The organism is Microbacterium sp. NPDC012755, assembly GCF_042901325.1.
GTDB lineage: Bacteria > Actinomycetota > Actinomycetes > Actinomycetales > Microbacteriaceae > Microbacterium > Microbacterium natoriense.
In genome coordinates this window covers 2,938,982-2,951,632 of record NZ_JBIBCT010000001.1, presented here as the reverse complement: position 1 = coordinate 2,951,632, position 12,651 = coordinate 2,938,982, and the positions used below count along the sequence as shown (strand labels likewise).

The window sequence follows — 12,651 nt, the reverse complement described above, 5'->3', positions numbered from 1 at the left end:
TGTCCGCGGACTACTTCCAGCGCAGGTCGTCGAGGCTGTGCAGCGCCTCGTCGAGGACGGCCTCCGGGGTCCGCGACCCCGCACCGTGCTCCGCCCAGACGCGCAGCGACGACATCAGCGCCGCCGCAAAGGCGGCCCCCAGGATGTCGGAACGGATCTCTCCGACCCCGCCGGCTCGCGCCGCATCGGATATGGCGGACGACAGCCGCGCGTGACGCATGCCGGTCTCGCGGACCAGTTCCTCGTCGAGGCCCATGGCCGCACGGTTGCGGAGCGCGAGGGCGAGCGGGTCGGGCGCGAAGTCCTGCACGACCGCGTGCAGCACGCCGCGGACCTGCGCCGCCTCGGCGCCGGTCGAGAGCGCGCCGAGAGCCGCAGCCGCCTCCGCGAGCCGTGCGTCGAACTCCGCCCAGATCACGTCGCTCTTCGAGGCGAAGTAGTTGAAGAAGCTGGAGCGGCTCACGCCCGCGCGCTGGGTGATGTCCGCGATCGACGTGGACTCGTAGCCGCGCTCGAGGAACAGCTCGCAGGCCGCTTCGGCGAGAGTCTCCCTCGACGACGCCTTCGGGCGTCCTGCTCGGCTGATGGTCATGGTCACACGCTACCGCGCGGCGCGCGGAGGCGCGAAAGCCTCCACCTCGGAGTATTGTTAGACCGCATCCAACTAATAGAGCGAAGGTGGCACGAGCATGCTCGACGTCCTCACCGCGGGTCTCGCCCCGGATTTCGTCCCCTACACCGACGGCTGGGATCTGCAGCGCCGCATCCATGCGGATGTCGTCGCGGGAGTCCGCTCCGACACGCTGATCCTCCTCGAGCACGAGGCCGTGTACACCGCGGGGAAGCGCACCGAGGCGCACGAGCGCCCGCAGGACGGCACGCCCGTCGTCGACGTCGATCGCGGCGGCAAGATCACCTGGCACGGGCCGGGGCAGCTGGTCGGCTATCCGATCGTTCGCCTCCCCGAGCCCCTGGACGTCGTGGCGCACGTCCGTCGACTGGAGCGCATCCTGATCGAGGTGCTCCGCCCGCTCGGCGTCGACGGCTACCAGGTCGATGGACGCAGCGGCGTCTGGGTGCGCCGCCCCCTCTCCGAGGACAAGGTCGCGGCGATCGGCGTCCGCGTCCAGCAGGGCGTGACCATGCACGGCTTCGCCGTCAACTGCGACAACACCCTCTCCGGATTCCGCGGCATCATCCCCTGCGGGATCACGGATGCCGGTGTCACCACCGTCAGCGAGGTCGTCGGCGCCGACATCTCGCCGTCCGACATCCTCGGCGGCGTGATCGCCGCCTTCACCGACGAGTACGCATCCGCCGAGTACGCAGGAGCACCCGCATGACCGCCGCCCCGGAAGGCCGCAAACTCCTCCGCCTGGAGATCCGCAACGCCGAGACCCCCATCGAGCGCAAGCCCGCCTGGATCAAGACCAAGGCGAAGATGGGACCGGAGTACACCGCCCTGCACTCGCTCGTGAAGAGCGAGGACCTGCACACGGTGTGCCAGGAGGCCGGGTGTCCCAACATCTACGAATGCTGGGAGGACCGCGAGGCGACGTTCCTGATCGGGGGGTCGCAGTGCACGCGCCGCTGCGACTTCTGCCAGATCGACACGGGCAAGCCCGCCGACTACGACACCGACGAACCGCGTCGCGTCGCCGAGAGCATCGTCCGGATGAACCTCCGCTACGCCACCGTCACCTGCGTCGCCCGTGACGACCTGCCCGACGGCGGGGCATGGCTCAACGCCGAGACCATTCGGCAGATCCACGCGATGAACCCGAACACCGGCGTCGAGCTCCTCGCCACGGACTTCAACGGCGACCCTGCGCTGCTCGGCGAGGTCTTCGAGGCCCGCCCCGAGGTCTTCGCGCACAATGTCGAGACCGTCCCGCGCATCTTCAAGCGCATCCGCCCCGCTTTCCGCTATGAGCGCTCGCTCGACGTGATCACGCAGGCTCGGGATGCCGGTCTCATCACGAAGTCCAACCTCATCCTCGGCATGGGCGAGGAGCCGGAGGAGGTCGTGCAGGCGCTGAACGATCTGCACGACGCCGGGTGCGACATCATCACGATCACGCAGTACCTCCGGCCCTCACCCCGCCACCTCCCCGTGGCCCGCTGGGTCAAGCCAGACGAGTTCGTCGCGTTCAAGGAGGAAGCGGAGCGGATCGGCTTCCTCGGCGTCCTCGCCGGTCCCCTCGTGCGCTCGTCCTACCGGGCCGGGCGGCTGTGGGCGCAGTCGATGGTGTCGAAGGGGCGCGAGATCCCTCCGCACCTGGCCCACATCGCAGAGAGCGCCGACCTGGGATTCGCTCAGGCCGTCTGACCGGCCTCGTCTCGCGTCGCCTCGCTCCGGCGGGGCGGCGCGGGACTGCGTGTTCAACCTCAGTCGGCGCTCATGACCGACTGCACGCTGCCGTCGGAACCGAGGTTCACGAGCAGCACGTCATCGGTGGAATCGGCGTCGAGAGCGTACTCGAGGACGGCGAAGGGCTCGGAGCCCCCGTGCTCGTCGGCGAGGATCGTCATGCTCATGAGGCGCAGGGAGCGGATGATGTCGACCGCGGCATCGCCGCTCACGTCGACGAGGACCTCCTCGAGTTCCTCTCCATAGGCCTCCTGCTGCTGCAGGATGTACTCGGTCACCTCGCTGGTGCGATCGTCCACCTCCGACAGCATCCCTCGCCGTGCGGTGGCGTCGACGTTCTCCAGTCCGGAGATGAGGGATGCGGCGATGTCGAGCGCGTCGGCGGAGACGTCGTCCTGGTCGGGCGCCGTCAGATCCACGGTGACGCTCTGGTCACCGAGCTCCACCGTCTCCGACCAGAAGATCGAGCCGTCGGGACCGGAGGAGAGCAGTCCGAAGTAGTCGTGTTCGATCGCCATACCGCTATGAAACCAGCCTCGTGCTCGCGGCGGTAGTCCCGCTCTCAACCGACAAGGGACTGCACGAACACGTGGGGGGTGAAACCGGTGAGATCGTCGATCCCCTCGCCCTGTCCGAGAAGCTTGACCGGGATGCCGGTGCGCTCCTGAACGGCGAGGACGAAGCCGCCCTTGGCCGAGCCGTCGAGCTTGGTGAGCACGAGTCCGGTGACCCCGGCGTGCTCGAGGAAGGCCTCGGCCTGCATCACGCCGTTCTGGCCGGTGGTCGCGTCGAGAACGAGGAGAACCTCGCTGATGGGAGCCTGCTTCTCGATCACGCGGCGGATCTTGGACAGCTCGTCCATCAGCCCGCCCTTGGTGTGCAGTCGACCCGCGGTGTCGATGATCGCGATCTCGATGCCTTCGCGCTGCGCGAACTCGATCGTCTGGAAGGCGACGGATGCCGGATCCTGCCCCTCCTGCTGCGGGCGGACGATCGCCGCTCCCCCGCGCTGCGCCCAGGTCGCGAGCTGGTCGACCGCGGCCGCGCGGAACGTGTCGGCTGCGCCCACGACGACGCTGCGCTGATATCCGCGGAGGAACTTCGTGAACTTGCCGATGGTGGTGGTCTTGCCGACGCCGTTGACGCCGACGACGAGCACCACCGCGGGGCGTTCCGTGAGCTTGAGGGTGGTGTCGAACTTCGCGAAGTGCTCTTCGAGGGTCTCGCGGAGCATCCGCTGGAGATCCTTGGGATCGGTGGTCCGGTAGCGCTCCACCTTCTCGCGCAGCTCTTCGACGACGCGCTCACTGATGTCGGGGCCGAAGTCAGCCGTGATCAGAGCCGTCTCGAGGTCCTCCCACGTCGTCTCGTCGATCGTGGGCTTGACGAACATGCCGCGCAGTGCGCGACCGAGGGACCAGGACTTCTCCGCCATGCCTCCAGCCTACGGGTAGCATGCGGGAATGATCCGCGAGCATCCGCTCCGGTCGAGGCCTCGCTGCCACGCTGACGTCGGGAAATCCAGGACGAGACGGATGCCGGGCGACGTGTCGCGCCTCGACACGCCGAGTCGACACGGAACGGTCAGGGTTCTCCGACCGGCGACGGCGGTGTCAGCTCACTGCGGCCGCCCGGTCGCCCACGCGCTGTCCGACGACGGCCGAGACGCCGTCCTGGCGCATCGAGACGCCGTAGAGGGCGTCGGCGATCTCCATCGTGCGCTTCTGATGGGTGATCACCAAGAGCTGGGAACTCTCGCGCAGCTGCTCGAACACGGTCAGAAGCCGGCCGAGGTTGGCGTCATCGAGCGCAGCCTCAACCTCGTCGAGGATGTAGAAGGGGCTGGGCCGCGCCTTGAAGATCGCGACCAGCAGCGCCACCGCCGCGAGCGAGCGCTCCCCACCGGACAGCAGGGACAGGCGTTCGATCTTCTTCCCCACGGGGCGCACAGAGACCTCGATCCCGGTCGTGAGCATGTTGTCGGGATCGGTGAGCGAGATGCTCCCCGTTCCACCGGGGAACAGCAGCGGGAAGACCTCGCCGAAAGCCGTCTTCGTGTCGTCGAATGCGCTCGCGAAGATCGTCTGCATGCGCTCGTCGAGGTCGGCGATGATCGTCAGCAGATCCTGCCGGGTCTGCGTGAGATCGGCGAGCTGCTCGGTGAGGAACGCATGCCTCTGCTCCAGCGCGGCGAACTCCTCCAGAGCGAGCGGATTGACTCGTCCGAGCTGCGCGAGCTTGCGCTCGGCATCCGCCAGTCGACGCTGCTGGATACGGCGATCGAAGGGGATCGCGGTGTCGTCTGCGCCGTCGCCCTCGGGTGGCTCGACGCCAGGATCACGCGGAACGAGCTGATCAGGTCCATATTCCGCAATGAGAATATCTTCGTCGAGTGCGAGTTCTGAGGAGACGCGCTCGAGCAGGCTGTTCAGATGCAGCTTCTTCTCGTGGATCTGCAGCTCGAGCCCGTGGACGCTCTCGGTGAGGCCGGCGAGACGCTCGCGGAGCGAGTTCTCCTGAGTGCGCAGCGCGGTGAGCTCCTCGTTCTGCGCGGAGCGAGCGGCCTCCGCCTCGGCCAGGGCGACACGGGCTTCCGTCACCGAGCGGTCGAGGGAGTCGAGGATGCGCGGAAGCTCCTGCGCGACCCCGGATGCCGACTCGCGCTGAGCGCGGCGCACGACCGCCCTACGAGCAGCTTCGGCCGCGGCATCGCGCTCCTGTTCCCGCTGCCGTTCCAGAGACGCGACGCGGGCTTGGCCCGCTCGCACGCGCTCCCGCAGGGTCTCGATGTCGAGGCGTGCCCGCACCTCCCCCTCACGGGCGAGCTCGAGCGCCTCGAGAAGGCCGTCTCTGGCAGAGGCGTCGAGGACCGGGCGAGGTGCGTCGACGGCCTTCTCCAGCTCCGCTTTCGCGGCGTCGGCCTTCGCCTCGGCCTCGGCGACGGCGGCCTGCGCCTGGTCGAGTCCTGACTTCAGCCGCTCGCACTCCGCGACCGCGGACTCGTGTCGCACCGTGATCCGGTTGACCTGCTCCGCGTGGCTCGCCAGTGCGGCGTCGTGCTCCCGCAGCGCGCGCAGCGCGTCCTTCGCCTGACGGCGGGTCGTCTCCATGAGGTCGTTCGCATCCTCGCGGGCCTCGCGGAGCGAGTCGACGATCACCTGCACCTCGGCGAGCCGCTCCGTGGCGGCGTCGCGCTCGGCGGCGAGTTCGATGCGCGAACGCTCCCCGCCCGAACCGGTGCGCAGGGTCTGGGCGGTGACGACGTCTCCACCCAGCGTGACGATCGTGGTCGTGGTGTCGCCCGTCGCATCCAGGGCCGACCGAGCCGCGCGTGCGGCATCGAGGTCGTCGGCGATCAGGACGTGCGAGAGGATGCCGAGGACTCCCTCTGGCGCGGTGACGGTGTCGATCGCGGGGGTCACCCCGGGCATCGACGGCAACGACGCCGACGGACGCGGCGCCTCGGCGACGACGAAGTCCACGACTCCCCTGCGCTGCTCGGCCGCCTCCGCCGCAAGCGTGAACGCATCGACGGGCGTGTCCACGAGCACGCCCTCCACGAGGGGACCGAGTACGGCGGCGACGGCCGCCTCGAAACCCGAGCGGACCTGCACCGAGTCGCCCACGAGTCCGCGGATGCCCGCGCCCCCTGTCCTGACGATCTCCGCGGCCCCGCCGGACAGGGACAGCGCGCTGCCGAGGGCCGCGGCCTTGGCCGTCAGCGAATCCACCTCGCGCTCGGCCGCGTGCAGCCGTTCACGCAGGGTCTCCCGTTCGGCCTCGGCGGCCGTCGCCGCCTTCTGCGCCGCTTCGTATGCCGCGGCGTGCTCGGCGGCCGTGCCATCAGGCGCCTCGGCGTCATCGATCGACTCCAGAGCCTCCGCCGCTTCCCGGCGACGCGCCTCGGCCGCCTCCAGCGCGTTCTCCTGACGGAGCACAGCGCCGCGGACGGCGGCGAGAGTGGATGCGGCGGCCTCTGCGGCTCCTCGAAGCGCGGTCAGACGCATGTCGTACTCGGAGACGAGCGCGCTCTGCTCGGCGATGTCGACGTCCAGGGTGTCCAGCTCTGCGCGAGCGTGCACGACCTCTCTGCTCGCGACCGTGGCCGCATCCTGCGCGTCGCCCAGACCGGCGGAGATCTCGGTGATCTCGTCCTTCACCTCGTCGATGGTCGCCTGTGTGACGGTCACCGCGGTCACCGCGGCGTCGTCCTCCTCCGATCCGAGGAGCGCGAGGCGCTGATTCGCGAGCGTGTAGAGCCCGCGCATCCGCTCCTGCACCTGCTCCAGGCCGAAGGCGATCCCGCGCGCCCTGTCGACCACGACGGAGTTCTGATCCTGCTCGAGGCGGGTGATCCCCGCGCGCACCGCCTCCGCCTGGTCGGAGAGCACCAGGCGCTCGGTGTGGCGCTCGTGCTCGGTGCGCGTGTGATCCGCGAGAGCCGCGCGGAGCGCGACGACGTCGTCGGCGAAGATGCGGGCCTTCGCATCGCGCACGACGGCGGCGATCGTCTGCGCCTCGCGGGCGATCTCGGCCTGGCGTCCCAGAGGCTTGAGCTGTCTGCGGATCTCGCCGGCCAGGTCGCTGAGGCGCGTGAGATTCGCCTCCATCGCGTCGAGCTTGCGCAGGGTCTTCTCCTTGCGCCGTCGATGCTTCAGGATGCCGGCGGCCTCCTCGATGAAGCCACGACGGTCTTCGGGCGAAGCCTGGAGAACGGTGTCGAGGCGCCCCTGACCGACGATGACGTGCATCTCACGGCCGAGACCGGAGTCGCTGAGCAGCTCCTGCACATCGAGAAGCCGGCAGTTCTCCCCGTTGATCGCGTACTCGCTGGATCCGTTGCGGAACAGCGTGCGACTGATCGTCACCTCGGCGTAGTCGATCGGGAGGGCTCCGTCGGCGTTGTCGATCGTGAGCTGGACCTCGGCGCGCCCCAGGGGTCCTCGCGTCGAAGTCCCGGCGAAGATGACGTCCTCCATCTTGCCGCCGCGGAGCGTCTTGGCCCCCTGTTCGCCCATGACCCAGGCGAGCGCGTCCACGACGTTCGACTTGCCGGATCCGTTCGGCCCCACGATGCAGGTGACCCCGGGTTCGAAGACGAAGCTCGTCGGCTGCGCGAACGATTTGAACCCCTTGAGCGTCAGGCTCTTCAGATGCATGCGGAGGCCACTCGGTCAGGGAGAATCACGCCCATACGCTACCGGAATCACGGGCGTCGGCGGGGATACCGCGCGGAACGCGACCGAACCCGATCGCCTCGCGACACGCCGTGCGACACGCCCGGTGCTTGACTCCCGATCCGAACGTTCGCTACGGTAACCACCGGATCGCAACACGAAAAGGAGGTTACCGATGATGATTCAGCTCAACGCACAGGCCACTGGCCTCGCCGCGCGTGTATTTGCCGCGCCGCGTTCTGCGTTCTCGGTGACCGCTTTCGGCGACCGTCGCAGCGCGCTCTCGTAGAACCGCACTCTGAGTTTCGCCCGCCGCAGGTGGGTTCTCTCTTCGTGGTCTCTCCGCGCCCCGTCCTCTGATCTCCTCGCAGATCACGGCCACCGCCGTTCCGGCTCCCGCTCTTCTCAGCGGCATCCGTCGGCGGACCTCCACCGCACCCACCGCTCCCGCCGAACGGCTCCGGTCGTCGTCGGTGGCGTCTCCGCACCCCATCACCATCATTCATCGAAGGAATCACCGTGAATACCACGCTGTACGCCAGCACCACCCACCCGCCGGATACCGAGGACCAGCTGGTCCTGCAGATCCCCGCACCCCGCGATCAGCGGCGCCTGGCGCTCGCCGATCGGCTGTCCCTGAGGATCGGTCTGTGGCTGCTCCAACGGGCGCAGCGGCCTCGTCGGGCACCGCGCGCACTCGCGCTCGCTCCCGACGACGGCTTCTTCATCGAGCGGCGGGAACGTTCTGCCGCCGAGACTCACGCCCTGCTCATGTACGAGCTGCAACGGCAGATGCGCTGACCAACGCGCAGTGAAAGCTGCGCCGACAGGAGAACACACATGAGCATCCCGCTCACCGACACCGCCACGCTGCATCCGCTCGTGCTCCCCGCACGGGCGGATGCGGCGGACGCGGCCGACCTCATCGAGTACGCGCGAGTGCGGAACGCCTCGCTGACCGAGACCACGGGCAGAGACGACGATCACCTCGCGCCGGCTGCCCTGCTGGCGCTCCTCCGGTCGGACGCCGACCTGGAGCGCCGGCAGTGGCTGATCCGCATCGGCGAGGAGGCCGTCGGCGTCGCCGTCCTGAACATCATCGCGGACGACGGCGGCCGCGCGGCCTTCTTCACGATCAACCTGCTCCGCTCCGTATGGAGCAGGGGCATCGGCACTGCGGCGCTGCGCTTCATCGAGCAGCAGGCCGCGATCGCAGGAGTCGCGCGGTTGCTGGTCTGGATCGAGCACACCGACGCCGACGAGTCCCGGCTGGACTCGCCCACCGGCTTCGGAAGCATCCCGAAGGACCACGGCGCTCGTTTCCTGCTCCGCCACGGATTCGCGCTGGAGCAGGTCGAACGCGTCAGCGCCTTCGAGCTGAGTGGCGACGCCGACCGGCTCCGCACTCTGCACGCGGAGGCAGCTGCGCACGCGCCGGGATACCGCATCGTGAGCTGGCAGCTGCCCACTCCCGCCGAGTTCGTCGACGGGTACGCCCGCCTGAAGCAGGCCATGTCGACGGACGCCCCTGACGCCGACCTCGACATGCCGGAAGAGGAGTGGGACTCCGAGCGTGTCGCTCGTCACGACGACCGCTACCTCCAGCGCGGGGAGACGGTGCTCGTCACCGCCGCCCAGCACGCGGAGACGGGTGAGCTCTGCGCCTTCAACGAGCTGTCGATCGGCGGGGAGCTGGGTCTCACGACCCACCAGGCCGACACCCTGGTGCGTTCTGCGCACCGCGGGCATCGACTCGGGATGCTCGTCAAGACGGCGGGGCTGCTCGACTGGAGGGATCTCCGACCCGACAGTCCCCGCGTGATCACCTGGAACGCCGAGGAGAACCGGCCGATGCTCTCCATCAACGAAGCCCTCGGCTTCACCCCGATCGCCTACGAAGGCGCCTGGAGGAAGGACCTCTCATGACCACCCCGACCATCACGATCTCTCCGCTCGTGGTGCCACGAACCCTGAGCGATGACGACGCCGGCGACTTCCTCGCGTTCGCCGCCCTGAACCGCCGCATCTGCGATGAGGCCGTCGGACTGCCCGATCTCTCCCCCTCCGCCGAGGAGCTGCTGCCCTCATGGCTGGACGACACGGACACCCAGGAGGTGGGTTTCGTGGCTCGTGTCGACGGAGAGATCCTCGGCATGGTTTCCGTCGCGTTCGCGCAGGAGGACGGTGCGCAGACGGCCGAGATCGACCTGCTCGTCGCGGAGGAGCACTGGGGCCGCGGCGTCGAGGAGGCGCTCCTCGCAGGCGCCGAGGAGGAGTCCCGGTCGCGCGGACGCAGCATCCTGCAGCCGTGGACCCTGCACCGTCCGATCGACGCGGAGCGCATGCTGACGCCCGGCACGGGGTGGGGCCGCATCCCGGCCACTCCCCTGGCCGATCTCTTCGCCGGCGCGGGGTACGGCCTCGAGCAGGTGGAGCGCAACAGCGAGCTCGATCTGCATGCCGACGACACCGGCATCCGGCAGGCGCTGGCGGACGCCGAGGCCTTCGCGGGGGCCGACTACCGCGTCATCTCCTGGAACCTGCCCACCCCTGCCGAACTGCGAGAGGGGTACGCCTCCATCCTCGCCCGGCTGTCGACGGATGCTCCGAGCGGTGACATGGAGTTCGTCGCCGAGCACTGGGACGCCGAGCGCGTGATCCGCCGAGAGTCGCGGCTGCTCGACGGGGGTCAACTGGTCTCCGTCGCCGCGGTGCAGCATGCGCCGACCGGCGCGCTCGTGGCCTACAACGAGCTGGTCATCGCGAAGGAGCGCGCAGGGGTCACCCATCAGTTCGGCACCCTCGTCGCGAAGGAGCACCGCGGGCACAGGCTCGGAACGATCGTGAAGTGCGCCAACCTTCTGCGGTGGCGCGACCTCGTCCCCGCGGCGACGGTGGTCTCCACCTTCAACGCCGAGGAGAACCGGCCGATGCTCGACATCAACGAGGCCATCGGTTTCGTCCCGGTCTCGTACGCCGGCGCGTGGCAGAAGAGGATCTGAGACATCATCCGTCCGATGTAGCCGGATCACTCCTCTGGCCGATGACGGCGGTGAGGGCGTGACGAGAGGCTGGGAAGCATGAACTCCTCCGTCCTCGAAGCTCACGCCCTCACCAAGACCTACGGCACGACCCGTGCCCTCGCCGGGATGGACCTGGCGATCAACCGCGGCGAGTCCGTCGCGATCATGGGCGCGTCGGGGTCGGGCAAGACGACCCTCCTGCACGTGCTCGCGGGGATCGTCACCCCCGACAGCGGCTCGGTGACCTTCCGACCCGCTGCCGGCGACCCCATCCTTCTCACCGGACTCGGCGAGTCCGCGCGCTCGCGCCTGCGGAGAGAGCGTCTCGGCTTCGTCTTCCAGCAGGGTCTCCTCATCCCCGAACTCACCGCCGTCGAGAACGTCGCACTCGCCTCCATGATCAACGGGACCAAGCGAGCGGATGCCGTGCAGCATGCGGCATCCTGGCTGTCTGCGCTCGGACTCGCAGGCATGGAAGACCGGCGCATCGGCGAGCTGTCCGGAGGTCAGGCGCAGCGCGTGGCCATCGCGCGCGCCCAGGCGACCGGCGCCGAACTCGTGTTCGCCGACGAACCGACGGGCGCCCTCGATTCGCGCACCTCGCACGAGGTCATGGACGCGCTGCTGTGGTCGACCACCGGTCAGGGCCGCACGCTCGTCGTCGTCACCCACGATGCGGAGGTCGCCTCCCGCTGCTCACGGACGATCGCGGTCCGCGACGGCCTGATCGTCTCGTCGGCGGTGTCGGCATGAACCCCCGCGTCCTCGCGCTGCTGCTGCGCCCATCCCCCGGGCAGGCGGGAGTGCTGATGCTCCCCGTCGTCGCGTTCGGCGTGGTGACGGCGCTCGTGCTCACGGTCGTCGGCGGCGCTCAGTCGTTCTGGTCCTGGACCGACGAGTTCGCGCCCCTCTACCAAGCGCTCGCGGCGATCGCCCTCGCGCTCCTCATCGTCCCCCTCATGAGTCTGGGCGGCGCCGCCGCGCGGCTGTCGGCTCGACGCCGCGACGAGCGCCTGTCGACTCTGCGTCTGCTGGGCGTCACCCCGCTCGGCGTCGGGGTCGCCACGGTGTTCGAGTCCGTGCTCCTGGCCGGTACCGGTGCACTCGTCGGGGTGCTCGGTCATCTCGCCATCAGTCCGCTCATCGCCCTGATCCCGTTCCGGGGTCAGGCGCTCGGGCTCGGCGCGGTCCTGCTCCCGCCCCTGCACGTCCTCGCCGTCATCGCCGGGGTGCTGCTCGTCGCGGCCGCCAGCGCTGCGATCGGCCTGCGTCGAGTCGTGATCTCGCCGCTGGGAGTGCGGATGCGGGCCACGGCATCCGGTGTGCACTGGATCCGCTTCGTGCTCGGCGCCTCCGTGATCGCGATCGCCTTCCTCCTCATCAAGCTCGTTCCGCAGATCGCCGGTCTCGTGACGACCATCGTCGTGCTCGCCGCTCTCTTCGGCGCCGCTCTCGCGGTCCTCAACCTCGTCGGACCGTGGGTGCTCAAGGTGTCGGCGTCCCGTCAGCTGCGCCGAGCCGAGGTGCCCGAGAGACTGCTCGCCGCACGGATCGTGCTCGACTCCCCCAAGTCCGCATGGCGCCAGGTGAGCGGCATCGCGATGGCGAGCTTCATGGCCGTGTTCGCCGGAACCGGAGTCTCGCTCATGAACGTGATGAGTTCCGCGGGCGCCGAGAGCGGAGACATCGCGATCGCGCGCGACATGCGCACCGGACTGATCATCACGCTCGTCGCCTCGTTCCTCATGGTCGCGGCATCCGTCGGAGTGAACCAGGCCTCGTCGATCCTCGACGAGCGCGAGCTGCACCGCAGCCTGCACTATCTCGGTGTGCCCATGGCGACGGTCGACCGAGCCCGTCGGCGGGCGATCATGTCGCCGCTGCTCATCACGTCCATCGGTTCCGCGCTCTGCGCCGGGCTCCTCGTGTTCCCGCTTCTGGGGATCGCCATGATCATCGCCCCGGAGTCGCTCCTCACCATCGCGCTCGTCGTCGCGGTCGGCATCGGGGTGGTCTGGGCGGGTGCACTGGCCACGCGACCGCTCCTCGCCCGCTCGTTCCAGGCGGCCTGAGTCGCCTG

11 protein-coding genes are annotated in these 12,651 nt (G+C 69.2%); 7 read left to right on the top strand and 4 right to left on the bottom strand.

Going from position 1 to position 12,651, the window contains the following annotated elements:
* Nucleotides 1-10: 10 nt before the first annotated feature.
* Nucleotides 11-592: a TetR/AcrR family transcriptional regulator gene (locus tag ACFY5A_RS13745; RefSeq protein ID WP_387234808.1), complete on the bottom strand. Its 582-nt coding sequence runs from the start codon at nt 590-592 to the stop codon at nt 11-13.
* 97 nt (nt 593-689) lie between these two features.
* Here ACFY5A_RS13745 and lipB point away from each other — a divergent pair, with 97 nt between their 5' ends.
* Both lipB and lipA read left to right on the top strand, forming a co-directional pair.
* Nucleotides 690-1,343 carry a lipoyl(octanoyl) transferase LipB gene (gene lipB, locus ACFY5A_RS13740; protein WP_341942254.1) on the top strand — a complete coding sequence of 218 codons (654 nt, stop codon included), beginning with the start codon at nt 690-692 and terminating at the stop codon, nt 1,341-1,343.
* A complete protein-coding gene (gene lipA, locus ACFY5A_RS13735; RefSeq protein WP_223586486.1) occupies nt 1,340-2,329 on the top strand; it encodes a lipoyl synthase in 990 nt (329 codons plus the stop codon). Before lipB ends, lipA begins: the two co-directional genes overlap by 4 nt.
* Nucleotides 2,330-2,388: 59 nt before the next feature.
* Here the strand turns inward: lipA and ACFY5A_RS13730 are convergent, their stop codons facing one another.
* The 3 genes from ACFY5A_RS13730 to smc all read right to left on the bottom strand — a co-directional run bounded on the left by ACFY5A_RS13730 (nt 2,389) and on the right by smc (nt 7,530).
* Complete coding sequence (locus ACFY5A_RS13730) at nt 2,389-2,889, bottom strand: DUF2004 domain-containing protein (RefSeq protein WP_105673342.1); 501 nt, start codon at nt 2,887-2,889, stop codon at nt 2,389-2,391.
* A gap of 44 nt (nt 2,890-2,933) precedes the next feature.
* Nucleotides 2,934-3,806 carry a signal recognition particle-docking protein FtsY gene (gene ftsY, locus ACFY5A_RS13725; RefSeq protein ID WP_105673341.1) on the bottom strand — a complete coding sequence of 291 codons (873 nt, stop codon included), beginning with the start codon at nt 3,804-3,806 and terminating at the stop codon, nt 2,934-2,936.
* Between the two features lie 178 nt (nt 3,807-3,984).
* The gene (smc, locus tag ACFY5A_RS13720) at nt 3,985-7,530 is read right to left on the bottom strand and encodes a chromosome segregation protein SMC (protein ID WP_387234805.1); all 3,546 of its coding nucleotides are present in this window, start codon (nt 7,528-7,530) and stop codon (nt 3,985-3,987) included.
* A gap of 537 nt (nt 7,531-8,067) precedes the next feature.
* Here smc and ACFY5A_RS13715 point away from each other — a divergent pair.
* The 5 genes from ACFY5A_RS13715 (at nt 8,068) to ACFY5A_RS13695 (ending at nt 12,643) form a co-directional block, all read left to right on the top strand.
* Nucleotides 8,068-8,349: a hypothetical protein gene (locus ACFY5A_RS13715; RefSeq protein ID WP_223586489.1), complete on the top strand. Its 282-nt coding sequence runs from the start codon at nt 8,068-8,070 to the stop codon at nt 8,347-8,349.
* Between the two features lie 39 nt (nt 8,350-8,388).
* Nucleotides 8,389-9,474 carry a GNAT family N-acetyltransferase gene (locus ACFY5A_RS13710; protein WP_387234802.1) on the top strand — a complete coding sequence of 362 codons (1,086 nt, stop codon included), beginning with the start codon at nt 8,389-8,391 and terminating at the stop codon, nt 9,472-9,474.
* Nucleotides 9,471-10,550 carry a GNAT family N-acetyltransferase gene (locus ACFY5A_RS13705; RefSeq protein WP_387234798.1) on the top strand — a complete coding sequence of 360 codons (1,080 nt, stop codon included), beginning with the start codon at nt 9,471-9,473 and terminating at the stop codon, nt 10,548-10,550. The genes ACFY5A_RS13710 and ACFY5A_RS13705 overlap by 4 nt, the downstream gene beginning before the upstream one ends.
* 78 nt (nt 10,551-10,628) lie before the next feature.
* The gene (locus ACFY5A_RS13700) at nt 10,629-11,324 is read left to right on the top strand and encodes an ABC transporter ATP-binding protein (RefSeq protein WP_387234795.1); all 696 of its coding nucleotides are present in this window, start codon (nt 10,629-10,631) and stop codon (nt 11,322-11,324) included.
* Complete coding sequence (locus ACFY5A_RS13695) at nt 11,321-12,643, top strand: FtsX-like permease family protein (RefSeq protein WP_387234792.1); 1,323 nt, start codon at nt 11,321-11,323, stop codon at nt 12,641-12,643. Before ACFY5A_RS13700 ends, ACFY5A_RS13695 begins: the two co-directional genes overlap by 4 nt.
* Nucleotides 12,644-12,651 lie beyond the last annotated feature (8 nt).